The organism is Saccharopolyspora sp. NPDC049357, assembly GCF_040677225.1.
GTDB lineage: Bacteria > Actinomycetota > Actinomycetes > Mycobacteriales > Pseudonocardiaceae > Saccharopolyspora.
Genome location: NZ_JBFAQJ010000010.1, coordinates 120,455 through 143,866, shown reverse-complemented (window position 1 = coordinate 143,866; position 23,412 = coordinate 120,455). Strand labels below are relative to the sequence as shown.

The window sequence follows — 23,412 nt, the reverse complement described above, 5'->3', positions numbered from 1 at the left end:
GGGATCTCGACTCGATCACGGAACCACCGTTTCGGGGATGTGCTCCGGCGTGATGTTGTGCAATGGCGAACATCACCGCTGGTGGGGCCCGAATGCGGGTACCGAACACCGGTGCGGATAGCCTGCGGTACACGCTCCGGCCGGGCTCGGCCGCTGCGGCGTTGTGGCCGGCGGGGCGTCACCAGGGCGCGGGCAGGGCCCCAAGAGCTGACCGCGCCGACCCCGAGGAGGAGCATGATCAGCATCGACCGAGTCGACCACCTGGTCCTCACCGTCGCCGATGTGGATCGGGCGGTCGAGTTCTACCAGGGCGTGCTCGGCATGGAGCCGGTGGAGTTCCCCGGTGAGCGGCGTGCGGTTCGCTTCGGCGACCAGACCATCAAGCTGCACGCGGCTGCCGAGCTGGTCGAACCGACCGCGACCCACCCGGTCCCCGGCTCCGCGAACCTGTGCTTCGTCACCAGCCAAGCGCTGGCCGACATCCAGGATCACCTGCGCAACAACGAGGTCCGCATCGAGGAGGGCCCGGTCGGTCGCATCGGCTCCCGAGGCCCCATCACCTCGCTCTACCTGCGTGACCCGGACGGAAACCTGATCGAGATCGCCCGCTACGACGACGAGTGATCCGTCCCGAGCGCGCCGAAAGCCCCCGGAAAACGATCCGGGGGCCTTCGTTCGTCCAGGTCAGAGCGAGAGCTCGGGTTTGAGGCGGCTGGGTGTCCAGACGCGTTGGCGCCAGGCCGCGATCGTGGTCAGCAGCAGGGACGCCACCAGGTAGCAGAGCAGGACCGCCACGGCTTGGCCGACCGAGCCCTCCGTGCCGCCGTAGATGAGGTGGCGCAGCCCGGTCACCACGTAGCCCAGCGGCAGGACCTGGTGCAGCGGGTGCAGGGGTTCCGGGATCGTCTGCCACGGGAACGTGCCGCCCGCCGTGACCAGCTGCAGCACCAGGACCACCAGGGCGATGAACTTGCCCTTCGGGCCGAACGCCGCGTTCAGCGAGTGCACCACCGCGGTGAACGCGAACGAGGTCAGGATCAGGAAGCCGAGCGTCCGCCACTGGTGCGCGGGGTGCACTCCGATGGCGAACACGACCACGGAGAACAGCAGCACCGCCTGCACGAGTCCGATCAGCGCGGCCGGCAGCCAGCCGCCCAGCGCGACGCGCCACGGCGCGACTCCGGCCGCCAGTGCCCGGTTGGACATCGGCCGCATCAGCAGGAAGAGCACGAACCCGCCGACCCACAGCGCCAGGCCCATGAAGTACGGAGCCAGCCCGGCACCGTAGGTGTCGGCCTTGACCTGCGCCTGCGTGTCCACGGCGACCGGGTCGCCGATGGTGTTGGCGGTGGCCTGCCGGGTCTTGTCGTCGGGGTTGGGGATGTCGCCCGCGCCCTTGCCGAGCTCGGTGGCAAGCGTGTTGGAACCGTCGACGAGCTGGCCGGAGCCGTCGTGGAGCTGCCGGGTGCCGCCGACGAGCTGGTCGGCGCCGTCGGCGAGCCTGCTGGTGCCCGACAGGGCCTGCTGCTCGCCGTCGCGCAGCTGCACGGCTCCGTCGTCGACCTGCCCGGCGCCGCTGGTGAGCTGCTGGATGCCGCTGGTCAGCTGAGGGGTGGCGTTGGCCAGCGCCCGGTTGCCGTCGGCGACCTGGCGGGCCCCGTCGGCGAGCGTGTTGAGCTGCCCGACCTGAGTTTGCAGCTTGGTGTTGGCGTCGGTGGCGGGACTGCCCAGATCATCGAGACCGGCGACGATCTTCTGCACGGTGGCCTCGTCGACGCCAGCCTGGCGCAGCTGCGCGGCCGTCTCGGCCTTGGTCCGGTCCAGGTTGTCGACGATGCCCTGGGAGAGGTTGCCGACGACGTTGGCCTTCTGCGCGAGCTGCTCGTTGCCCTGGGCGACCTTCTCGGCGCCGTCGGCCAGCTTCGCGGTCTGTTCCGGCAGCTGCGCGGTCGAGGCCTGGAGCTGCTGCAGTCCGGTGTGCAGCTGGCCGGTGCCGTCGGCCAGCCGGTTGGCGCCCGAGGCGAGCTGCCGCTGCCCGCTGAGCAGCTGGTGCGCGCCGTCGGAGAGCTGCGTGCCGCCCTGCTCGGCCTGGCCGAGCCCGTCGCGCAGCTGCCCGGCGCCGTCGGCGAGCTCGCCCGCGCCGTTGGCGGCCTCGACGGTCTTGTCGTGCACCGTGGAGAAGCCCAGCAGGAACTGCTCGGCGGCGGTCGATCCCGCGTTGGACGCGACGCCCCTGCGGACCTCACCGGCGAGCTTGTCGGCGATGGTGCCCACCAGGTAGTTGTTCGCGTCGTTGGTGATCAGCTGCAGCTTGGCCTGCCGCGGCTCGAAGTCGGCGGGGGAGACCAGGGCGTTGGAGAAGTCCCGGGGGACCACCAGCGCGAAGGTGTAGTCGCCGTTGGCCACGCCGGCTTGGGCGTGCTGGAGATCGGTTCGGGTCCAGGAGAACGTGCCGGAGTCGAGGAGCTCGTCGTAGACGTCCTGGCCGGCGTTGAGCGGCTGGCCGTCCTCCTTCTCGGCGCCGGTGTCGTCGATGACGACCGCGGCGGGCACCGAGTCGAGCTTCCCGTAGGGATCCCAGTTGGCGTAGATGTACATGGCGCCGTAGAGCAGCGGCACCAAGGTGACCGCCAGCAGCGCGAGCTTGGGCAGCTTGCCCGAGGTGAGTCGTCGCAATTCCGTTGCGGCGAGCCGGAAAGTAGTCATCACGGACCTTCAGGTGTCAACCGGCCGAAGTGGACTTCTGGGTGTCGTCCGCGCCGATGCGGACGGCGGGCGCTCCGAGCTTGTCGGCGGAGTGCGTGGAGCAGAGCACGACCACCGCCATGCCTCCTTCGGCGCGGGCGGTGGCCAGGGAGTACCAGAGCTGCGGGTCGTCGCCGTGGCGGTCGGGGCAGTCCAGCACCAGCGCGCGCGTGGTGCGGGACTCGCAGGCCAGGTCGATCAGCAGCCGGGTGCGCTGGTGCGCGGTGAGGTTCTCGAACCGGACGTCGCCGGGCAGTTCGCGTTCGGCCAGCCAGCCGCGCACCTTGCGGCGGGTCGAACCGCGCCGGGCCAGTGCCAGACCTTCGGCGGTCACGTCGCGGACCTGCAGGGAGTCGTCCGGTTCGGTGATCTGCGGGGCGTCGACGACGGCGACGGCGCGGCGCAGCCGGTCCGCGTCGGCCGAGCCGTCCAGCCGGATGCTCCCGCTGCTGGGCTTGAGCCGTCCGGACAGGGCCAGCGCGAGCGCTGTCTTGCCGGCCCCGGCTTCGCCGGTGACCAGCAGGGCCTGACCGTCGGCGACCCGGAGCGAAGTGGGGGCCAGCAGTGGCCCGTGCGCGCCGATGACCTCGACGCCGGTGGCGACGATCTCCACGCCTTCTCCTCGATCCTGTAGGCCTGCGCGCAGGCCCCGGATCGGGGTCAGCGCAGTGCGGTGGCCGGGCGCACCTCCCACATCGTCCACAGTGGCCGGTACCCCTGGCGGGGCCAGAACACCGAGGACAGCGGGTTGGGCGGGTTGTAGTACAGGAAGCTGCCGATGGCGCCCCGGCGCACGAACTCGTTGTGCACCACCGACATCAGCTGCCTGCCGATGCCGGTCCCGCGCGCCTTCTCGTGCACCGACACGCAGTTGATGTATCCCCACGAGCCGGGGCGCAGCCGGTAAGCCCGCGGGGACTTGCCGGTGTCGATCCAGCCGCATTCCGCGACCGCGACGGGCGTGCCGTCCTGCTCCGCGAGCCAGACGGGATCGTCGGAGTGCAGGCGCACTCGGGCGGCGGTCCGCTTCAGCTGCGCGGCATCGGGGCGGTACGTGGCGGTTCCGACGAGGGCGGCGTACTCGAGCTCGGTGAGGGTGAGCTCGACGACGGCGTCCAGGTCGGCCGGTCCGGCGCGACGCACTTTTACGGTACCAGACAGTTCCGTATCTGTGACCGGGGTGGGTGATCGAATCGCGAGCACCGACAACGGCAGGAAACCGTGATCCAGCAGCGCTCGCGTGGCCTGCACGTCACGGCTCGGCCAGACCACCATCGCCGAGGAGTTCGGCCCCGGATCGTCCTGCTCGCCGAGCCATTCCCGGCACGCGCCCAGCAGCGAATCCATCCCCGCGCGCGGATGCTCGCCGATGATCGGGAACAGCTCGAACGCCTCACCGGCCTGCCACAGCCCGCGCGCCGAGCCCTCCGGGTTCGAGGTGTGCGTGATCAACCCGGCCACCGCGTGCCCGTCGGAGGTCCGCGCCGCCACCGGCTCGGCGTCGGTCGGGACGAACTGGTCCTGGGGTAACTGCGGGTCCAGGGCGGCGAACCGCGCGAACTGGGCCTGCATCAAATCCTGCGCGGTCGCCACCGGGGCTCCTCACACCTAGGGCCCGCGCCTCCCTGGCGCGGGCGTGGACGTCGGCCGAGCGGTGAAGCAGCCTTCTCCACCACCTGAGGTTCCGCTATCCGCACCGCCGAGCAAGCCGGCCGCGGGACACCTCAGTCGAGCGTGCACACGAAGATCGCGGTCCCGGGGAACAGCCTCCCGCGAAGCGGGCTCCACTGCCCCCAGATCTGAGTGTGCCCCTCGGGCCACTCCGGTTCGATCAGATCGGTCAAGCGCATCCCGGCCCCCGACAGCGCCCGCACGAAGTCGCCCAGCGTGCGGTGGTGCTCGACGTAGGTGGCGCGGCCGTCGCCGTCGATCTCCAGGTAGGGGGTGCGGTCGAAGTAGGAGTTCGTCGCGGTCAGGCCCGTCGGCCCCGGGTCGTCCGGGAAGACCCACCGCATCGGGTGAGTGACGGCGAACACCCACTTGCCGCCCGGTCGCAGCACCCGGGCCACCTCGCGGAACACCGCGCCCACGTCGGCGACGAACGGCACCCCGCCGAACGCTGAGCAGGCGAGGTCGAAGCTGCCGGTGGCGAAGGGCAGCAGATCGGCGCTGGCCTGGACCAGCGGCACGTGCGTCCCGCTGCGCCGCGCGGCCTCGACCCCGTGCCGGAGCATCCCGGCGGAGATGTCCAGGCCCACGGCTTCGGCCCCCTGCCCGGCCAGCCAGCGCGCGCACGACGCCGCACCGCAGCCGACCTCCAGGACCCGCTTGCCGCGCACGTCCCCGAGCAGGCCGGCGTGCTCCTCGCGCAGACCCTCCGGACACCACACGAAGTCGTCGTCGCCGAGGAAGTCCCCGTGCTCGGCGTGGTAGTCGTCGGCGTCGGCGTCCCACCACAACCGGTTCGCCGAACGCGACTCCGCGGCGTCCACGCTGCGCTTGCGGACACCGACGGTCCCCAGCAACTGCTCTGCCGAGCTATTCTGGGAGCTGGCGTTTTCCGGCTCGTCGGGATGTGTCAAGGATTCCCCCGGGTGAGGTGGTCAGGGCGTGGACGTGAAGAGATTGTGTCGCGCGTCCGAAGCCGGCCTGCCATCCAGGGGTACCGCGGTTTGCCCGGCGATCGAGAAAGCGCGTACGATACCGCCCGCGCCGTGGGTCTTTTTCTCGGCGGCTTCCGCGACCCGGTTCAGACCGGGTTGTGAAGGCCGCTCGGCAAAACGGAATCCGCAGGTCCGGCTATTCGCTGGACCGGACGAAACCGGCCGTGGCGCGGCACAAGCGTAGAACCAGCGACCAACCTATCCGTACCGGAGCAACCCACCTGATGTCCACCGACACCACCACCGTCCCGACTGCAGCCGCCACCAAGCCGCAGGTCGCAGTGAACGACGTCGGGACGGAGGAGGACTTCCTCGCCGCCGTCGACCAGACCATCAAGTACTTCAACGATGGGGACATTGTTGAGGGCACCATCGTCAAGGTCGACCGTGACGAGGTGCTGCTTGACATCGGCTACAAGACCGAGGGCGTCATCCCGTCCCGGGAACTGTCGATCAAGCACGACGTCGACCCCGCCGAGGTCGTCACCGTTGGTGACTTCGTCGAGGCGCTTGTTCTCCAGAAGGAGGACAAGGAAGGCCGACTGATCCTCTCCAAGAAGCGCGCCCAGTACGAGCGTGCCTGGGGCACCATCGAGGAGCTCAAGGAGAAGGACGAGCCCGTCAAGGGCACCGTCATCGAGGTCGTCAAGGGCGGCCTCATCCTCGACATCGGACTGCGCGGCTTCCTGCCCGCGTCCCTGGTCGAGATGCGCCGTGTCCGCGACCTGCAGCCCTACGTCGGCCGCGAGCTCGAAGCCAAGATCATCGAGCTGGACAAGAACCGCAACAACGTGGTCCTGTCCCGTCGCGCCTGGCTGGAGCAGACCCAGTCCGAGGTCCGCAGCGAGTTCCTCAACCAGCTGCAGAAGGGCCAGGTCCGCAAGGGCGTCGTGTCCTCCATCGTCAACTTCGGTGCGTTCGTCGACCTCGGTGGAGTCGACGGTCTGGTGCACGTCTCCGAGCTGTCCTGGAAGCACATCGACCACCCGTCCGAGGTTGTCGAGGTCGGCCAGGAAGTCACCGTCGAGGTCCTCGACGTCGACATGGACCGCGAGCGCGTCTCGCTGTCGCTGAAGGCCACCCAGGAAGACCCGTGGCGTCAGTTCGCCCGCACCCACGCGATCGGCCAGATCGTGCCGGGCAAGGTCACCAAGCTGGTGCCGTTCGGTGCGTTCGTCCGCGTCGACGAGGGCATCGAGGGCCTGGTCCACATCTCCGAGCTGGCCGAGCGCCACGTGGAGATCCCGGAGCAGGTCGTCCAGGTCGGCGACGAGGTGATGATCAAGGTCATCGACATCGACCTCGAGCGTCGCCGGATCTCCCTGTCGCTGAAGCAGGCCAACGAAGGCTTCAGCCCCGACTCGGAGTTCGACCCGACCCAGTACGGCATGGCTGCCGAGTACGACAACGAAGGCAACTACATCTACCCCGAGGGCTTCGATCCGGAGACCCAGGAGTGGCAGGAAGGCTTCGAGTCGGCTCGCGAGGAGTGGGAGCGCCAGTACGCCGAGGCGCACACCCGCTACGAGAAGCACATCGCGCAGATCACCAAGGCTCGCCAGGCCGACGCCGAGGCCGCGGCTGCCGCGGCCGCCGGTGGCGGCGAGGAGGAGCAGCCGGCTCCGACCGGTGGCGGCAACTACTCGTCGGCTTCGAACGACGAGCAGCAGGACAGCGGCTCGCTCGCGAGCGACGCCCAGCTGGCCGCCCTCCGCGAGAAGCTCTCCGGTGGTGCGTGAGCACTGACGCCTGAAGGCTGAAGTCCGAGACGGCCCCGCATCCCTGGTGGATGCGGGGCCGCTTCGCGTCTGGGCGGTCTTGGTCCGAACCGTCCATGATCAACGCCCGTTGCGCCCGGTCAATTCGGGGCAAAACTGCCCCCTCACAGACGGGTGATCAGCTGGCAGGATGTAGCGCATGTTGCGGGTGGGTTTGACCGGAGGCATTGGATCGGGGAAGTCGACGGTGGCGCGGCGGCTCGCCGAGCTCGGCGCGGTGGTGATCGACGCCGACGCGCTCTCGCGCGAGGTCGTCGAACCCCGTAGCGCGGGGCTGGCGGAGCTCGTCGAGCGGTTCGGCGACGCGATCCTGGACGAGTCTGGCGCGCTGGACCGGCCGGCGCTGGCGGCCCTGGCGTTCGCCGATGACCAGTCCCGGCTCGACCTCAACGCGATCGTGCACCCCAAGGTCGCCGAGCTGACCGCGAAGCGGATGGCCGAAGCGCCCGTCGATTCGGTGCTGGTGCACGACATCCCGCTGCTCGTGGAGGCGGGATACTCTCCGCATTATCACCTGGTGATCGTCGTCGATGCCGATGAGGACGTCCGGGTGCAGCGGCTGATCGAACGCGGGCTCGCCGAGCAGGACGCACGCGCGCGCATCGCCGCGCAGGCCACCGACGAGCAGCGCCGCGAGGCCGCCGACGTGTGGCTGGACAACGCGGGCGCGGTCGAGGACCTGCTGACGAGCGTCGACGAGCTGTGGCGGAACCGCCTGGTGCCCTTCGAGGAGAACCTGCGGCTCCGGCAGCGCGCCGAGCCCATGCCACCGAAGCTCATCGACCGGGACCCGGAGTGGGCGGCCCAGGCTCGACGGCTGATCGCCCGAGTGGAGCGAGCGGCGGGGCAGCGCGCGGTGCGCGTCGACCACGTCGGCTCCACCTCGGTGCCGATCACCGCCAAGGACGTCATCGACCTGCAGCTGACCGTCCGCACCCTCGCCGACGCCGACGCCCTGGCCGAGCCGCTGGGTGATGCGGGCTTCCCGGTCGTGCCCGGTATCGACCACGACAACTCCCACGACTTCGCCCCGGATCCGGAGCAGTGGTCCAAGCGCTTCCACGCCGCAGCCGACCCCTGCCGCCACGTGAACCTGCACGTCCGGGTCGAGGGCACCACGGCCTGGCGGGTGGCCCTGCTGTTCCCCGACTGGCTCCGAGCGGACCCCCAGGCCCGCGAGGACTACCTCGCCACGAAGCGTCAGCTCGCCGAGGCCCACGCCGGCGACCGCGACCACGAGGGCTACGCCGAGGCCAAGGAACCCTGGTTCGCCGCGAACCTCCCCAGAGCCATGACCTGGGCCAACGCCACCCACTGGACCCCCTGACACCTGCACCCCCACCGCGGTTTCCCGATTTCAGTGGAAACCAGGACTCCGATTTCAATGGAAGTCGGGAACCTGATTTCCACTGAAATCGCGAGACCCCCAGCCCGAGGGGAGCTGCGGGCCGGGGGCGCGGTGAGGGGGAGAGGTCAGCGGGCGCGGAGGATTCGGGCGAGTTCGGTGTGGCCTTCGCGGTCGGCGTGGTCGAGGGCGGTGACGCCGTCGCGGTCGGGGAGGGTGGGATCGGCCCCGGCGTCGAGGAGGAGCTGCACGACCTGCTGGTAGCGGGGGCCACCGTCGCCCAGGACGACGGCCTCCAGCAGCGCGGTCCAGCCGAGATCGTTGACGTGGTTGACGTCGATGCCCGTTCGCACCGCCGCGCGGACGTAGTCGACGTGCCCGCGCTCGCCCGCGGGGATGAGGGCGGTCCCGCCGTAGCGGTTGGTGAGCGAGAAGTCGGGGTCCGCGGGCAGCAGCGCTTCGAGCATCGCGACGCTCCCGGTCACACCGGTGACCAGGAACGCGCTGTCGCGGCGGTCGTCCTGGGCGTCCGGGTCGGCTCCGGCGCGCACCAGTTCGCGGGCGGCGTCGACGTGATCGCCGAGCGCGGCCAGCAGCAGCGGGGTGCGCCGGTGCTCGTCGCGGGCCTCGACGTTCGCCCCGGCCGCAAGGGCGGCGCGCACGTCGCCCGGATCACCGGAATTCGCGGCCTTCAGGAGTTGTCGGTCGGACACGCTTCGCTCCTGGGGAGGGGGAACAGCCGTCGGCGACGGGGGAGCCGACGGCTGCTCGGCGGGTGCGCAGGAAACCAGCGCGAGGGCTGCGAACATCCCGAGCGCGAGACGTCGGGTCAGCATCGGATCGTCCTTCCACTCGGGGTGACCGGCCCCCGGGGGCAGCGGGGGCCGACCGGGCCGGGGTCAGCGCAGGTCGGCTTGGACGGCCTGCAGACCGGCCTTGGCGAACTCCTCGTCGAGGTCGCCGCTCGGGGCTCCCGCGACGCCGATGCCTGCGATCGGGGAACCGGCGCTCACCGGGACACCGCCCGCGAGGAACAGCGTTCCCGGGATGTCGCGCAGCGTGGCGCCCTGGCCTCCCGCCTGCTCGCTCAGCTCCGAGGTCGGCTTGCCCCAGGCGACGGCGGTGTAGGCCTTGCGCTTGGCCGACTCGACGCTCTGCGGGCCCGCTCCGTCACCGGTCAGCTGCACCCGCTCGTTGCCCGCGCGGTCCACGATCGACACCGTCACGCGCTGCCCCTTGGCCTCGGCGGCGTCCAGCGCGGCCTGCGCGGCCTTGGTGGCGGCGTCGACGCTGAGCACCGGTTGCTGGACGACGGCGGCCGGGCGGGGCTGCGGCGCCTGCTGCGGCGTCGGGTCGGCCTGGGCGACGGTGATGCCGGTCGCTCCACCGAGGACGCCGATGCCCACCAGGGTTCCGACGATGGCGCGGGTGTTGGTCTTCACGGGACTTCTCCTTGGGGGTTGGTGCCTTCCGGGTTGTGCTTCCAGCTTCGGTTCCGGCGGGGCTCGGGGCGTCGGCCCAACGGATCGCTCCCGGGCATCGCGCGGTGGAGCCCGAATCAACCGATCTGTTGATGCCGGGGAGGGGTTCGCGACGTATGCCTGGTGCACGTGTCAGCCTTCGGAGCGACGCCAGGAAGGGATCCCGTGACCGACGAGACCGAGCCGCCCGGCGGGTGGTTGTACCGCGCGATGCACGCGGGCTTCTTCGTGCTGCTGGCCGCGTCGGCGTCGCGCTTCGTCGACGTGCACGGCCTGGCAGGTGTCACGCCGCTGGTGCTGGGCCTGTCGGTGGTGCTGATCGTGATCTACGTACTCGGCATCGCCTTCTGGGAGAGGACCGCGCACCTGAGGCAGGTGTGGGTGGGCGCGGTCGTGGCCGCGTGGTGCGCTCTGGTGCTCGTGGCGCCGAGCTTCGGCTGGTGCGCGGTACCGCTGTTCTTCGTCTGCCTCCGCGTGCTGCGGCCGAAACCGCTGATCGTCGCGGTGGTGCTGCTGACCGCGACCGTGATCTTCGCGCAGCTGCGGATCGCGGAGCAGGTCGAGCTCATCTCGGTGCTGGTGCCGATCGCGGTGGCGACGATGGCCACCGCGGTGTTCCTGGAGCTGCGGCGGGAGAGCGAACGCCGCAGGCAGCTCATCGACCAGCTGGTGCGCACGCGCGGCGAGCTGGCCGAGGCCGAGCGCAGGGCCGGCATCAGCTCCGAGCGTGAACGGCTGGCCCGCGAGATTCACGACACCATCGCCCAGGGCCTGTCGAGCATCCGGATGCTGCTGCAGGCAGCCGAGCGCGCCGGCAACGGCGACGAGCACGTCCGGCGGGCGGGCGAGGTCGCCGAGGACAACCTGGAGGAGGCCCGCCGGTTCGTGCGCGGACTGGCCCCGGCGGCGCTGGAGCGGCGGTCGTTGCAGGCGGCGTTGCGCGCGCTGGCGGATCGCACGGTCGCCGAGACCGGCATCGATGTGCGCTTCGAGGTGGTCGGTGCTCCGCTGTCCACCAGCGAGGACGACGACGCGGTGCTGCTGCGGGTCGCGCAGGGCGCGCTGGCCAACGTCCGCGAGCACAGCGGTGCCCGCACGGTGGGCGTGACGCTGTCCTACCTCGACGACGAGGTCAGCCTCGACGTCCGCGACGACGGCGTCGGCTTCGACCAGGCGAACCCGCCGAGCGGCGCGGGACGCGGTTTCGGGCTGAGCGGCATGCGCGCGCGGGTCGAGCGGCTCGGCGGCACGCTGGCGGTGGAGAGCGTTCGGGGAGAGGGCACCGCGGTGGCGGCGACCCTGCCGGTGGGAGGTGGCTCGTGACGGAGGTCGTGCGCGTGATGGTGGTCGACGACCACGCGGTGGTGCGGGCGGGGCTGCATGCCCTGCTGTCCGGTGATGAGGGCGTGGAGTTCGTCGGCGAGGCGCGCACCGCCGACGAGGCCGTGCAGCGGGCGGGCGCCTACCGGCCGGACGTGGTGCTGATGGACCTGCAGCTGGGCGACGGCGTCGACGGCGTGGAGGCCACCCGCAGGCTGCTGGCCCTGGACGATCCGCCGCACGTCCTCGTGCTGACCACCTACGACGCGGATACCGACATCAACCGCGCCATCGACGCCGGCGCCACCGGCTACCTGCTCAAGGCCGGCCCTCCTGAGGAGCTCTTCCAGGCGATTCGCGCCGCGGCTCGCGGTCAGGCGGCGCTGTCCCCGCAGATCGCCTCCCGCCTGCTGCAGCGCAGCCGATCGCCCGAGCAGGCGCTGAGCGCGCGAGAGGTCGAGATCCTGGAACTGCTGGCGCACGGCCTCGGCAACCGGGAACTGGCTCAGAAGCTGTTCATCAGCGAGGCCACGGTCAAGACCCACCTCGTGCACATCTACGCCAAGCTCGGCGTCGACAACCGCACGGCCGCGGTCAACGCCGCCATCGAACAACGCCTCATCCGCCTCGAAGGCCGACCCCCGCAGCGCTGAACATCACGCCCTCACCTGCGCTGATGTGCTCACCAGGGCGTGTGGCCCCCGATTTCAGTGGAAATCAGACCTCCGATTTCCACTGAAATCGTGACCCTGAGTTCCATGGAAATCGGGGACCGCACGTGGGGACGGGAGGTGGGGAACGGTCACCAGGGGTCGAAGATGCCCCGGTAGGCGAGCCACTGGTCGATCGACCGGTGGAGGCTGATCTCGTCGAGCGTGCGGTGGACCGTCTGGAACGCGTAGTCGGCCTCGCTCTGGCGGATCGCGCCGGTGGCCACCGCGGAGGCGAACTCCGCCGCCCTGGTGATGCGGGGTCGGCCCCGGTCCGAGATCTCCAGGCCCAGCAGGAGGTCCGTGGTGGCCCAGGAGCGGGTGTCGCGGTGGATGGTGATCGCGGTGAGCGTGCTCGGGCTCGGTCGGGAGTGCCGGTTGCGCGGGCGGAACTTCGTCAGGCGAAGGCCCAGGTCGGCCAAGATCCAGGTGATCTCGACGTCGTGCTCCGGTGCCTGCGGAGTCGGGCACTCCACGGCAAGCCCCCAGCGCTCGACGTGGCAGACCTCCAGCTGGTGCACGTACCCCGAAGGATATCTGCGCCGCGAGCTGAAGAGATCGATGACTTCCATCAACCCGGGGGAAATCGCAGCGCTCACGGTTTCAGAGAGTAGCCGCGAAAACCGGCAACTAGATCATCAGTACCGGCTTTTAACATAACTTTTCCGCAATGGTCGGCCGGCGGCCGGAACTGCGCCGGAACCAGCGGTGATGATCACTCCGTTGGCGGTAGCGAACGCGGTCCGGGCACGGGATCTTGGGCGGGCTCGCCCGTCCACGACAGCTCGATGTCGTTGCTGCGCAACCACTTCGGCAGGTCGTAGCCGCAGCGGGTGATCCCCTCCAGCGCCGCGCAGGCCCGCCGCATCGCGCGTTCGGCCGTGTCCGGTTCGAGAAGTCCGGATTGAACCGCGAGCACGAATTCATCCACGTCGAGCAGTTCCACGTCCCGGTCCTGGCGCACTTCCAGATCCAGGTAGTGGTCGACGGTCCGCCATTGGGTGTCACTCGATTCGATGTCGACCACATCGAGGTAGAAGTCGAGGTCCCGCTCGTGGCCGGGCCGCCAGTACCAGCGCGTGACCCGCAACCCGAGCGAGGGCAGCAGCCACGACTCCAGCGCGGCGATCTTCGGCTGCCCGGGCAGCGGCCGGGCGAGGTAGAGCCCGAAGGGCTCGCGGCGGAAGCGGCTCACGGTGCGCACGTGGCCCTTGGGGTCGGTGTTGGTGCCCGCCGCGAGGTCGAAGACCTCGGTCTTCGGCGGATGCACGGGCAGTCCCAGACGCTCGGCGATCTCCCGCTGAGTGGTCACACCGACACTCTAAGCGACCGCATGAGGCGGGCGCGACGTCCGAAGCACGCCGCGCCCGCTATCTCTTCTCCACTGTTCGCAGGTCACCTCCCATCGGTCGGGGATGGTGACGCATTCCATTGTCCGCCCTCATCGGCCGGAAGGCACCCCGTGACGCAACATGATGTCGGTGGTGCCTCGTACGCTGGGGAACGTGGCTTTTGCGACTGAGCGCCCCGATGACTCCGTGCTGGCGCACTCCGAGTTCCGCCCGGTTGGTGACATCCCCCGGACCGACGCCCGGTTCCGCATGGTCAGCGACTACGAACCGGCCGGTGACCAGCCGCAGGCCATCGAGGACCTGGAGCGGCGGATCAACTCCGGCGAGAAGGACGTGGTGCTGCTCGGCGCCACCGGCACCGGCAAGTCGGCCACCACCGCGTGGCTGGTCGAGCGGGTGCAGCGGCCCACGCTGGTGCTGGAGCCCAACAAGACGCTGGCCGCCCAGATGGCCAACGAGCTGCGCGGGTTCTTCCCGGACAACGCCGTGGAGTACTTCGTCAGCTACTACGACTACTACCAGCCCGAGGCCTACGTCCCGCAGACCGACACCTACATCGAGAAGGACTCCTCGATCAACGAGGACGTCGAGCGGCTGCGCCACTCCGCCACCTCGAACCTGCTCTCCCGTCGGGACTGCGTGGTGGTCTCCTCGGTCTCCTGCATCTACGGCCTGGGCACGCCGCAGTCCTACCTCGACCGCGCGATCCCGCTGGCGGTCGGCGGCGAGATCGATCGCGACGTGTTCCTGCGCGCGCTGGTGGACGTGCAGTACAGCCGCAACGACATCGCCTTCGCCCGCGGCACGTTCCGGGTCCGCGGCGACACCGTCGAGATCATCCCCGCCTACGAGGAGCTGGCGGTGCGGGTGGAGTTCTTCGGCGACGAGATCGACCGGCTCTACTACCTGCACCCGCTCACCGGTGAGATCGTTCGCGAGGTGCAGGAGCTGCGGATCTTCCCGGCCACCCACTACGTCGCCGGCCCGGAGCGGATGGACAAGGCGATCCGGGCCATCGAGGGCGAGCTCGAAGACCAGCTGGGCCGCTTGGAGAAGCAGAACAAGCTGCTGGAGGCCCAGCGGCTGCGGATGCGCACCCAGTACGACATCGAGATGATGCGCCAGGTCGGGTTCTGCTCGGGCATCGAGAACTACTCGCGGCACATCGACGGCCGCGAGGCAGGTTCGGCTCCGGCGACGCTGATCGACTACTTCCCGGACGACTTCCTGCTGATCGTCGACGAGTCGCACGTGACCGTCCCGCAGATCGGCGGCATGTACGAGGGCGACGCCTCCCGGAAGCGGACGCTGGTCGAGCACGGCTTCCGGCTGCCCAGCGCGCTGGACAACCGGCCGCTGACCTTCGAGGAGTTCTCCGACCGCATCGGCCAGACCGTCTACCTGTCGGCCACGCCCGGCCCGTACGAGATGGCGCAGGCCGGCGGCGAGTTCGTCGAGCAGGTCATCCGCCCGACCGGGCTGATCGATCCCGAGGTCGTCGTCAAGCCGACCGAGGGCCAGATCGACGACCTGGTGCACGAGATCCGCGAGCGCGCCGACCGCGACGAGCGGGTGCTGGTGACCACGCTGACCAAGAAGATGGCCGAGGACCTCACCGACTACCTGCTGGAGCTGGGCATCCGGGTGCGCTACCTGCACTCGGAGGTCGACACGCTGCGCCGGGTGGAGCTGCTGCGGCAGCTGCGGCTCGGCGAGTACGACGTGCTGATCGGCATCAACCTGCTGCGCGAGGGCCTGGACCTGCCGGAGGTCTCGCTGGTGTCGATCCTGGACGCCGACAAGGAGGGCTTCCTGCGCTCCGGGACGTCGCTGGTGCAGACCATCGGGCGTGCCGCGCGCAACGTGTCCGGCCAGGTGCACATGTACGCCGACCGGATCACCGACTCGATGCAGCACGCCATCGACGAGACCAACCGGCGCCGCGCCAAGCAGATCGCCTACAACGAAGAGCGCGGCATCGATCCGCAGCCGTTGCGCAAGAAGATCGCCGACATCCTCGACCGCGTCTACAGCGAGGCCGAGGACACCGAGGAGTCGGTGTCGGTGGGCGGTTCGGGCCGCAACACCTCGCGCGGGAAGAAGCCCTCGGGCGAGGCGGTGGCCAGCGCAGGCCTGCTGGAGGACCGCGACATCTCCGCGATGCCGCGAGCCGAGATGGCGGACCTGGTGCAGCAGCTCAACGACCAGATGATGAACGCCGCGCGGGAGTTGCAGTTCGAGCTGGCGGCCAGGTTGCGCGACGAGATCGCCGACCTGAAGAAGGAGATCCGCGGGATGGACGCCGCGGGCATCGAATGAGCTGCGATCGCGGGAGGTGATCAAGGTCTCGCCTTCCGCGATCGAGCGGGTTCGCGCCCGGGACGCGCGTTTCGCACCTACTGCCGAGTTCTGGTCGTGACCTCGGACAATTCCCGTTCTCGTCCACAGAGGACTCCATTTTCGGAAATCCGCTCTCCGGTCGAGCCGATTTCCTCACGGAGTTCTCAGGCTCTCGCGACCAGCGATGATTACGGTCCGTTGTTCAGCTCACCGTAAAGGGGGTACCCCGCATTGGTGAGCTACGGTAATTTCCCACTCCTGCTGTGCTCGCGTGGACAGTGTCGGCTTGTGAGGAAACGGAGTTTTCGCCATGGATCTCGACCGATCGCCAAGACCTCGTTCCCTCCGGGGTCCGTCGGCGATCCGGACCGAGATCGAGCTTGCGCCACGTGAACGCGGCAGGACTGGGCAACCCCGACATCCCCAATGTTGAAGACGTGCCACCTCCTTCTCTCCGGTAGATCAACACCGTGGTTGCGCCCCGGGCATCCCCACTGCCCGGGCCGGTGTCAGCGCGCGTCTGAAGGTGGGGTCGCCTTCTCACCTCAGCGGAACGAATGAGACGACGAACGCGGTAATCCACCCGCGCCGAATTCCGGTGCGCGCCCGTTCGTCCTATCAAACGTGGCCGAATCCGCCCCCATTTCGCGACCACCCCCTCGCGAGAGCCTTTCCCAGGAAGGACCAAACGGAATGGAGTCGACCGAAAGCGGTTCCTCGAACCCCGGCGCGGCGTCGGAGATGCTCGATTTCCTGCGCAGATACAGCAGAGAGCAACTCGACTCCCGGCGAATGGACGAGCGTCGGGGCTTCCAGCTCTCCCTGATCCCCGACCTCGCCAACGCGGGCCTGCTCGGCCTGCAAATCCCCAAGCGCTACCAGGGTTGGGAACTCTCGCATTCCGACACCGTCAAGGTCATGCGGCAGGCCGGTGCGATCGACTGCAACCTGGTCACCCTGCTGGCCGTGCACAACACGCTCGGCGTGCCACCGATCCAGCAATTCGCCAGGGAGGACGTCCGCTCGGCCGTGCTGCCCGAGCTCGCGCAGGGGCGCAGGCTCGTGACGAGCGCGGTCAGCGAGCAGAGCATGGGCTCGCACGTGCGGGCGATCGCCAGCACGGCCACCAAGCAGCCCGACGGCTCCTACGTCCTCAACGGCGACAAGCAGTGGATCTCGCTGGGCGCCGACGCCAACTTCATCAACATCTTCGCGCGCCTGACCGATGAGCACGGCCAGGACGCCGGGATCACCGGCTTCCTCGTCGACGCCTCCTCGCCCGGTTTCGTGCGCGGCCCCGAGGTGGTCACCCTCGGCCTCAAGGCCGTGCCGCAGAACAGCCTCAGCCTGGACAACCTGCGCGTCCCGGCCGAGAGCCTGCTCGGCGAGGAGGGCTCGGGCCTCCTGGTCGCCAAGACCGCGTTCACCCGGGGCAGGCTCGTGCTGGCCACCGGCGCCCTCGGTGCCGCGATGCGGGCGCTGGAACTGGCCCAGCGCTTCGCCCGGCGACGCGAGGTCGCGACCGGCAACCTCGCCGAGAACGGCCGGATCCAGCAGATCATCGCCGAATCGGTGGCCGCGGTCCAGGCCGTGGAGACCCTGGTCGAGCACATCGCGGACCTGCTCGACTCGGGCCGCGAGGTCCCCGAGGCCTTCTACTTCACGGCGAAGATCCTGGGCTGCGAGCTGATGTGGCAGGTGGTCGACCGCTGCCTGCAGCTGCTCGGTGCGCGCGGGTTCGTCGACACCAACGTCGTCGGCCAGTTCTACCGCGACTACCGGCTGTTCCGGATCTTCGAGGGCACCACCGAGGCCATCACGGTCTACCTCGGGTCGACGATCCTCAAGCACCCGCAGCAGTTCTTCTCGATCTTCGACGACTTCGACGTCGATTCGAAGCTCGCCGATCACGTGTCCCGGATCGACAAGCTGACCACCACCACGACCACCGGTGGGCAGCAGCGGCACATCCTGGCCAGCCAGATCGGTGAACTGGCCTGCTGGGCGATCATGTCGGTGCTCACCGCCGACGGGCGCAACCGCTCCTCGATGTACTCCCACACGGCGACCTGGAGCGAGCAGCAGCTCGTCGACAAGCTGCGGGTCGCCGAGGACAGCAGGCCGTTCGTGGAACTGCCGACGGTGGACGAGCTCGCGCGCCACATCGGCGAGTTCGAGCTGTCCATCGGCAACGTCGAGCAGCGCAGGCCCGGCATCCAGCACGACCTGGACCTGCTCCTGCGCCGGGGCTGAGGACCGCGGGAAGCATCGAGGGGGCGGGACCGCCGTGTCGGTCCCGCCCCCTCGTCGCAGGTGGTGTTCAGCCCGCCTGGAGATCCCGCTCGCGGCGGTGGATCAGGTCGACGCCTTCGCCGGCCAGCGCCTTGATGGTGTTGAGGCCGTCGCGGCCCCACGGGCGCACCTCGCTGTCGATGACGCAGACCGTGCCCAGCGCCATGCCGGTGCGGTCGATCAGCGGAGCACCCAGGTAGGAGCGGACGTTCATCTTGTCCACGACGTCGTTGCCCGCGAAACGCGGGTAGTCGCAGACGTCCTCGAGGACCAGCGCCATCCGGCGGGCGATGACGTGCGGGCAGTATCCCGTCTCCATCGGGGCCGAACGCGGGTCGGCGTCGGAGTTCGGGTCTTCCATGCCCGCCACCTTGGTGAACAGGCCACCCAGGTACTGGTGGGTGTCGGTGATGAAGTTGACCATGGCGTTGGGCACGCCGAGGGTCTGGGCGACGCGCTGCGCGAACGCGTCGAACTCGGGATCTCCGGCTTCGCCCAGGCCGAGCTGGCGCAGCCGTGCCGCACGCTCGTGCGCGTGTGAGTCGACGGGGCTGAGGTGCCGGTGTCCGGCAGCATCGAAGGTCGTCACGAGTAACTCCGATTTCGGTGGGGGATTCGGGGCGGGGTCATAAGGCGCGGGTCTCCAGCACGTGCTCGATCAGCTGCACCAGCACCGAGGCCGCGGAGCGGCGGTCGCGCGCATCGCAGAGCACGACGGGGATGTGGGGTTTGATGTCCAGTGCTTGCCGTACCTCCTCGGGTTGGTAGCGGAAGCTGTTCTCGAACTGGTTGACCGCCACGAGGAAATCGATTCCGCGACGTTCGAAGAATTCCACGGCCGCGAAGCAGTCCTCGAGCCGACGCGTGTCGGCCAGGACGACCGCGCCCAGGGCGCCGTCGACCAGGTCGTCCCACATGAACCAGAACCGGTCCTGACCCGGTGTGCCGAACAGGAACAGCACGATGTTCTGCGGGTTGAACGTGATTCGACCGAAGTCCATCGCCACGGTGGTCGTGGTCTTGTCTCCCACGCCGGTCAGGTCGTCGTGCCCGACGCTGGCGACGGTGAGCGTCTCCTCCGTGGTCAGCGGCTCGATCTCGCTGACCGAATGGATGAACGTGGTCTTGCCGACTCCGAACCCACCCGCTATGAGGAACTTGAACGAGGTCGGGAATGGCTCAGAGCTGTTGGAGCCCATTCAGCAAAGCCTCCAGTTGATCGCGCTTCGGCACGTCGGCGGGTGCGTGGGTGGTGAGCGCTCCCCAGTCGATGAGATCGGAGAGCAGGACTTTGGTGACTACGGCGGGTTGCCGCAGGTGAGCAGCGACCTCGGCTACCGAGGTGGCGTGCCGGCAGAGCGTCAGCATCTTGGCGTGAACCGGTTCGATGCGTTCCGGCGAGAAGCGCCCGGTGGACCGCACCAGCGACTGCAGGGACAGCGGTTCGCTGGGTTCGGTCCGGCCGTTGGTCAGCGAGTACGGGCGCAGCAGCGGTCCGGCTTCGTTGTCCAGCCACGGTTTGTCCGATGGTCCGGGCATGCTCACCTGCCCATCTCACCGGCGCTCCGCGCGGCGGTGGGCTGCCGCATGGGGGTAGCCAGGTGGTTCGGGACTCGCTTGACGAGCTGAGCGATCTCGTAGCCGAGCACTGCGGCGTCGGCCTCCGGGGTGGCCAGCACGACGAGAACGGCACCGCTACCGGCGGCGGAGACGAACACGACCAGGTCGTTGAACTCGACGACGACCTGGCGGACGCCACCACCGTTCATGCCGAACCGGCGACCGCCGTTGCGGGCCAGCGAGCACTGCGCGGCGGCCCAAGCGGCGAGGGCGTCGGCTTCGTCGTTGTCCAGCCCTCTGTAGTACCGCTTGATTCCGTCGGTCGAGGCGAGCAGGGCACAGCGGGTGTGCGGGACTCGTCGGAGCAGGTCGGCGAGTAGCCAACTCAGGTCGGACGACGAGCCCGCTGCGTCATTGGCCATGGTGGAAAACGTCTCCTGACTCTTCTCACTGCGCGGGGGCAGATCTTGTGCGGGGGAGGGGGTGCGGTGCTGGGTCAGCCCTGGCCCTGTTGGTCGTCCGAAGTGCCGCCCTCGACACCCGAGCGGAAGGACGCGTACAGGCTGGGGCTCGGTCCGCCCTGCGGCTTCTCCTCCGGCGTGGAGGAGCTCTCCGCGAGCTGCGGGACCAGGTAGCTGCGCGTGCGGTCGCGCCGGGGCAGCGCAGGCCGCTCGGCGTTGTCGGCGTTGACCGGACCGGATGTCGTCACCGGGGGAGCCTCCGGCACGGCGCCGGAGTGGCGCCCGTAGGGGTTGTGCTGCTGCCGGGTTGGGCGCTCCTCGCGGACCGCCGGCTGCGGCCCGGTCGTGTAGGCGGGCTGCTGGCCGGTGTGGCGACCGTTGTTGAACGTCTGCGCCGGAGCGGGCATCAGCGATCCACGCGATTCGTGGCCGTTGACCTGCGGTTCGACGGTGTTGAGCACGCTGCTGGAGCTCTGCGCGGCGGACTCGTCCGGCTCGACGTCGGTCTCGCCCAGCAGGTTGTTGGGGATGACCACGTGCGCGTCGGTGCCGCCGTACATGTTGTTCTCGAGCTCGACGCCGATGTGGTGCCGGTTCGCCAGCTGCGCCACCACGTACAGGCCGATGCGACCGTCGCGCAGCTGCGCGTCCCGGTCGACGTCGTCGGGGTTGGTGAGCAGTCCGTTGAGCATGACCCGGCTGCGCTGGTCGATGCCCAGGCCCCGGTCTCGGACGTCGATGGCCAGACCAGCGGTGACGATCTGGCTGTTGATGGTCACCTGCGTGTCGGGTTCGGAGAACGCGGTGGCGTTCTCCACCAGCTCGGCGATGAGGTGGATGACGTCGGCGACGGCGTGGCCGTGCAGCGTGCCGTCGACCGGTGGGATCACCTTGACGCGGGCGTAGTGCTCGACCTCGGCCACCGCGGAGCGCAGCACGGTGTACATCGCGACCGGCTTGCTCCACTGCCGCCGCGGCATCGAACCACCGAGCACGGCGAGCGATTCGGCCTGCCTGCGCACGCCGGTGACCAGGTGGTCCACCGCGAACAGGCCCTTGAGCAGATCCGGGTCCTCGACCTGCTGCTCCAGATCGTCGAGCCGCTGGATGGCGCGGTGGGCCAGGGACTGCACGCGCCGGGCGAGGTTGGCGAAGACCGCGACGCTGGGGTCGATGTTCGTCTGCGAGGGTTCGCTCTGCATGCGCACCAGCGCGAACTCGACGGCCATCTGGGCCTGCCGGAGCTCGTGGGCGAGCAGCTCGTAGGGGTTGCCGGTGACCGGCTCGCCCGTGGGCCACTTGGGCGCGGGCTGCTGACCGGCTTGGATCTGCTCGACGAGCTGGGGCAGTTCGCGGGTTCCCTGGGCGACGGTGCCGCGCAGCGACTCGATCCACTGGTGGGAGTTGCGCAGCGACTCCTGCAGCCTGGCCTGGGCGTCGTGGCCGGATTCGTGGATCCGCCGGTCGACGTCGTCGGCCAGCGCGTTCGTGCGCAGGTATCCGATGACCACGACGGCGATGCTGGCGACGATGCCGACCGCGAGCACGGTGTAGCGCAGTTCAGGCGGAGGTACGAAGACCAGCGCGACCGCCGTGGCGGTCCCGATCAGCGCCGTCGCGGAGAGGGACGCCACGACCAGCCGCTGCAGCTTCGCCCGAAGATCGTTGTGGGGTGGTGCTTCGGGGGCTCGGTCGGTTTGGATCGCGGGTAAGGGGCTTTCAGACATCAGCGTCCTTGGTACGGGGGTTTCGGTGACGGGCACCGCGGTGCCGAAACGTCGGGGGCGTCACCGGGGACAACTGGTGCTCCACTAATGATCAAAAGTATCACTCGGCGTGATGATAGTGCGTCCGGCCGTTGAATTGGACCTTTCCGCCCAATGATGCCTCCATTGAGCGGATGGACGAGGCGGCCGACGACCTGCGCGAGGGCCGCTCACCTCGGAAATCGAGGTGAGCGGCCCTTTCTCGTGTCAGCGGTGAAAAATTGGTTGAAATCGAGAGGATTCGAACGCAAGTACCTGAACGGGTTACATCGACGTTTCCTGCGTCGGGAGTGCGTGCGGGAGGCGGAGCCCCGAAGCGGGGCGAACCGTCCGGGCCGGCTCCGCTGCGCTTTCCCGCTGGGGTTTCCGCCACCCGCACCGCTGAGCGGAACGAGTCCGGAAGCAGCTGCTCAGGCGAAGGCGCTGTGACCGGTGATCGACTTGCCGACGATCAGCGTGTTCATCTCGCGGGAACCCTCGAAGGAGTAGACCGCCTCGGCGTCGGCGAAGAACTTCGCGACCTCGTAGTCCAGAACGATTCCGTTGCCGCCGAACAGCTCCCGGGCCCAGGACACGACCTCGCGCATCTTGGTGGTGGTGAAAGCCTTGGCCAGCGCGGCCTGCTCGGCGCTTCCGGAGCCCTGCGCCACCAGTTCGTTGAGCCGCACCACGACGCCGAACATGGCGGTGATGTTGCCCAGCATCTTGACCAGCAGGTCCTGGATCATCTGGAAGGCGCCGATCGGCTTGCCGAACTGCACGCGGTTCACCGCGTACTCGCGGGCCAGCTCGTAGGCCCGCACCGCCACGCCCAGCGCCTGCCACGCGACGCCACCGCGGGTCATGGCCAGCACCTTCGCGGTGTCGCGGAAGCTGTTGACCTGCTGCAGCCGGTTGGCTTCGGGCACGCGGACGTCGGTGAGGGTGATGTCGGCGTTCTGCACCGTGCGCAGCGCGATCTTGCCCTCGATCTTGGTGGTGGTGAAGCCGGGAGCACCCTTCTCCACCACGAAGCCCTTGACGTTGCCGTCGGCCTCGTCGCGCGCCCACACCACGATCAGGTCGGCGAAGGTGCCGTTGCCGATCCAGCGCTTGGCGCCGTTGAGCACCCATTCGTCGCCGTCCTTGCGGGCGGTGGTGCGCATGCCACCGGCGACGTCGGAGCCGCCCTCGGGCTCGGTCAGCGCGAACGCGCCGATCCGGTTCATCTCCACCATGTCCGGGATCCAGCGATCGCGTTGCTGCTGGTCACCGCCGTGGTAGATGCTGCCCATCGCGAGTCCGGTGTGGACGCCGGAGAACACCGCCAGCGACGGGTCGATGCGGTTGAGCTCCAGGCTCAGGAAACCGGTGAACAGCGGGCTGCGCGGCTTGCCGTCGCCGTGCTCGGGGAACTGGTAGCTCGCCAGCCGCAGCTTGGCGAACTTCTCGACGACCTCGAAGGGGAACTCCGAGGTGTCCCACGCCTGGTTGGCCAGCGGCTTGACCTCGCGCTCCAGGTACTCGCGGATCTCGGCGAGCTCTGCGCGCTCGGACTCGCTGAGCAGGTCGTAGAAGCCGAAGAAATCGGGGTTGGTGATCACGGGCTTGGGCATTTTT

The 23,412-nt window shown here is 69.2% G+C and carries 21 protein-coding genes; 7 read left to right on the top strand and 14 right to left on the bottom strand.

The features are described 5' to 3' along the window. Positions 1-234 precede the first annotated feature (234 nt). A complete protein-coding gene (locus tag AB0J91_RS11450) occupies positions 235-624 on the top strand; it encodes a VOC family protein (protein WP_363866819.1) in 390 nt (129 codons plus the stop codon). 60 nt (positions 625-684) lie between these two features. Here the strand turns inward: AB0J91_RS11450 and AB0J91_RS11445 are convergent, their stop codons facing one another. From AB0J91_RS11445 to AB0J91_RS11430, 4 genes are all read right to left on the bottom strand, one after another. Next, a complete protein-coding gene (locus AB0J91_RS11445; protein WP_363866817.1) occupies positions 685-2,706 on the bottom strand; it encodes a YhgE/Pip domain-containing protein in 2,022 nt (673 codons plus the stop codon). A gap of 16 nt (positions 2,707-2,722) precedes the next feature. After that, positions 2,723-3,358: an ATP-binding cassette domain-containing protein gene (locus tag AB0J91_RS11440; RefSeq protein WP_363866814.1), complete on the bottom strand. Its 636-nt coding sequence runs from the start codon at positions 3,356-3,358 to the stop codon at positions 2,723-2,725. A 47-nt stretch (positions 3,359-3,405) separates the two neighbouring features. Continuing rightward, positions 3,406-4,338 (bottom strand): GNAT family N-acetyltransferase, encoded by a 933-nt coding sequence (locus AB0J91_RS11435; RefSeq protein WP_363866811.1) that lies wholly within the window; start codon positions 4,336-4,338, stop codon positions 3,406-3,408. A gap of 131 nt (positions 4,339-4,469) precedes the next feature. Continuing rightward, positions 4,470-5,327 carry a class I SAM-dependent methyltransferase gene (locus tag AB0J91_RS11430; protein WP_363792862.1) on the bottom strand — a complete coding sequence of 286 codons (858 nt, stop codon included), beginning with the start codon at positions 5,325-5,327 and terminating at the stop codon, positions 4,470-4,472. Positions 5,328-5,632: 305 nt separating this feature from the next. On the opposite strand from AB0J91_RS11430, the gene rpsA reads away from it, so the two are divergent. Then, positions 5,633-7,147 carry a 30S ribosomal protein S1 gene (gene rpsA, locus AB0J91_RS11425; protein ID WP_363866808.1) on the top strand — a complete coding sequence of 505 codons (1,515 nt, stop codon included), beginning with the start codon at positions 5,633-5,635 and terminating at the stop codon, positions 7,145-7,147. A gap of 178 nt (positions 7,148-7,325) precedes the next feature. After that, the gene (coaE, locus tag AB0J91_RS11420; RefSeq protein WP_363866805.1) at positions 7,326-8,513 is read left to right on the top strand and encodes a dephospho-CoA kinase; all 1,188 of its coding nucleotides are present in this window, start codon (positions 7,326-7,328) and stop codon (positions 8,511-8,513) included. A 146-nt stretch (positions 8,514-8,659) separates the two neighbouring features. Here coaE and AB0J91_RS11415 read toward each other — a convergent pair whose 3' ends face one another. Together AB0J91_RS11415 and AB0J91_RS11410 are read right to left on the bottom strand one after the other, a co-directional pair. After that, on the bottom strand, positions 8,660-9,244 hold the full coding sequence (locus AB0J91_RS11415; protein WP_363866802.1) for an ankyrin repeat domain-containing protein: 585 nt from the start codon (positions 9,242-9,244) through the stop codon (positions 8,660-8,662). 186 nt (positions 9,245-9,430) lie between these two features. Further along, on the bottom strand, positions 9,431-9,973 hold the full coding sequence (locus AB0J91_RS11410; protein WP_363866799.1) for a heme-binding protein: 543 nt from the start codon (positions 9,971-9,973) through the stop codon (positions 9,431-9,433). Between the two features lie 204 nt (positions 9,974-10,177). Between AB0J91_RS11410 and AB0J91_RS11405 the strand changes: the two genes are divergently transcribed. Both AB0J91_RS11405 and AB0J91_RS11400 read left to right on the top strand, forming a co-directional pair. Beyond that, positions 10,178-11,335 carry a sensor histidine kinase gene (locus tag AB0J91_RS11405; protein ID WP_363866796.1) on the top strand — a complete coding sequence of 386 codons (1,158 nt, stop codon included), beginning with the start codon at positions 10,178-10,180 and terminating at the stop codon, positions 11,333-11,335. A 17-nt stretch (positions 11,336-11,352) separates the two neighbouring features. Beyond that, entirely contained in the window at positions 11,353-11,985 is a 633-nt protein-coding gene (locus AB0J91_RS11400; RefSeq protein WP_363866937.1) for a response regulator transcription factor, read from the top strand. Between the two features lie 149 nt (positions 11,986-12,134). On the opposite strand, the gene AB0J91_RS11395 is transcribed toward AB0J91_RS11400, so the two are convergent. Both AB0J91_RS11395 and AB0J91_RS11390 read right to left on the bottom strand, forming a co-directional pair. Then, a complete protein-coding gene (locus AB0J91_RS11395) occupies positions 12,135-12,641 on the bottom strand; it encodes a hypothetical protein (protein WP_363866793.1) in 507 nt (168 codons plus the stop codon). A 116-nt stretch (positions 12,642-12,757) separates the two neighbouring features. After that, positions 12,758-13,354, bottom strand: a complete 597-nt coding sequence (locus tag AB0J91_RS11390) for a DUF402 domain-containing protein (protein ID WP_363866790.1) — start codon at positions 13,352-13,354, stop codon at positions 12,758-12,760. A gap of 193 nt (positions 13,355-13,547) precedes the next feature. Here AB0J91_RS11390 and uvrB point away from each other — a divergent pair, with 193 nt between their 5' ends. Together uvrB and AB0J91_RS11380 are read left to right on the top strand one after the other, a co-directional pair. Further along, complete coding sequence (gene uvrB, locus AB0J91_RS11385; protein WP_363792877.1) at positions 13,548-15,713, top strand: excinuclease ABC subunit UvrB; 2,166 nt, start codon at positions 13,548-13,550, stop codon at positions 15,711-15,713. A 714-nt stretch (positions 15,714-16,427) separates the two neighbouring features. Further along, positions 16,428-17,987, top strand: a complete 1,560-nt coding sequence (locus tag AB0J91_RS11380; RefSeq protein ID WP_363866786.1) for an acyl-CoA dehydrogenase family protein — start codon at positions 16,428-16,430, stop codon at positions 17,985-17,987. Positions 17,988-18,054: 67 nt separating this feature from the next. Here AB0J91_RS11380 and AB0J91_RS11375 read toward each other — a convergent pair whose 3' ends face one another. The 6 genes from AB0J91_RS11375 to AB0J91_RS11350 form a co-directional block, all read right to left on the bottom strand. Continuing rightward, positions 18,055-18,615, bottom strand: coding sequence for a GAF domain-containing protein (locus AB0J91_RS11375; RefSeq protein WP_363866783.1), 561 nt, complete (start codon positions 18,613-18,615; stop codon positions 18,055-18,057). Positions 18,616-18,652: 37 nt separating this feature from the next. Then, the gene (locus tag AB0J91_RS11370) at positions 18,653-19,225 is read right to left on the bottom strand and encodes an ATP/GTP-binding protein (RefSeq protein WP_363866780.1); all 573 of its coding nucleotides are present in this window, start codon (positions 19,223-19,225) and stop codon (positions 18,653-18,655) included. Continuing rightward, positions 19,206-19,565 carry a DUF742 domain-containing protein gene (locus tag AB0J91_RS11365; protein WP_132676843.1) on the bottom strand — a complete coding sequence of 120 codons (360 nt, stop codon included), beginning with the start codon at positions 19,563-19,565 and terminating at the stop codon, positions 19,206-19,208. Before AB0J91_RS11365 ends, AB0J91_RS11370 begins: the two co-directional genes overlap by 20 nt. Positions 19,566-19,567: 2 nt before the next feature. After that, the gene (locus AB0J91_RS11360; protein ID WP_132684740.1) at positions 19,568-20,008 is read right to left on the bottom strand and encodes a roadblock/LC7 domain-containing protein; all 441 of its coding nucleotides are present in this window, start codon (positions 20,006-20,008) and stop codon (positions 19,568-19,570) included. 74 nt (positions 20,009-20,082) lie between these two features. Then, positions 20,083-21,774, bottom strand: coding sequence for an ATP-binding protein (locus tag AB0J91_RS11355; protein ID WP_363866777.1), 1,692 nt, complete (start codon positions 21,772-21,774; stop codon positions 20,083-20,085). Positions 21,775-22,223: 449 nt separating this feature from the next. Beyond that, positions 22,224-23,408 carry an acyl-CoA dehydrogenase family protein gene (locus AB0J91_RS11350; protein WP_363866774.1) on the bottom strand — a complete coding sequence of 395 codons (1,185 nt, stop codon included), beginning with the start codon at positions 23,406-23,408 and terminating at the stop codon, positions 22,224-22,226. Between the last annotated feature and the right edge of the window lie 4 nt (positions 23,409-23,412).

What these genes read in the sequence shown, in the direction of transcription:
- AB0J91_RS11450 (WP_363866819.1), top strand. Translation starts at nt 235, where the DNA reads ATGATCAGCATCGACCGAGTCGACCACCTGGTCCTCACCGTCGCCGAT.
- AB0J91_RS11445 (WP_363866817.1), bottom strand. Translation starts at nt 2,706, where the DNA reads ATGACTACTTTCCGGCTCGCCGCAACGGAATTGCGACGACTCACCTCG.
- rpsA (WP_363866808.1), top strand. Translation starts at nt 5,633, where the DNA reads ATGTCCACCGACACCACCACCGTCCCGACTGCAGCCGCCACCAAGCCG.
- coaE (WP_363866805.1), top strand. Translation starts at nt 7,326, where the DNA reads ATGTTGCGGGTGGGTTTGACCGGAGGCATTGGATCGGGGAAGTCGACG.
- AB0J91_RS11400 (WP_363866937.1), top strand. Translation starts at nt 11,353, where the DNA reads ATGGTGGTCGACGACCACGCGGTGGTGCGGGCGGGGCTGCATGCCCTG.
- AB0J91_RS11380 (WP_363866786.1), top strand. Translation starts at nt 16,428, where the DNA reads ATGGAGTCGACCGAAAGCGGTTCCTCGAACCCCGGCGCGGCGTCGGAG.
- AB0J91_RS11370 (WP_363866780.1), bottom strand. Translation starts at nt 19,225, where the DNA reads ATGGGCTCCAACAGCTCTGAGCCATTCCCGACCTCGTTCAAGTTCCTC.
- AB0J91_RS11365 (WP_132676843.1), bottom strand. Translation starts at nt 19,565, where the DNA reads ATGCCCGGACCATCGGACAAACCGTGGCTGGACAACGAAGCCGGACCG.
- AB0J91_RS11360 (WP_132684740.1), bottom strand. Translation starts at nt 20,008, where the DNA reads ATGGCCAATGACGCAGCGGGCTCGTCGTCCGACCTGAGTTGGCTACTC.
- AB0J91_RS11355 (WP_363866777.1), bottom strand. Translation starts at nt 21,774, where the DNA reads ATGTCTGAAAGCCCCTTACCCGCGATCCAAACCGACCGAGCCCCCGAA.
- AB0J91_RS11350 (WP_363866774.1), bottom strand. Translation starts at nt 23,408, where the DNA reads ATGCCCAAGCCCGTGATCACCAACCCCGATTTCTTCGGCTTCTACGAC.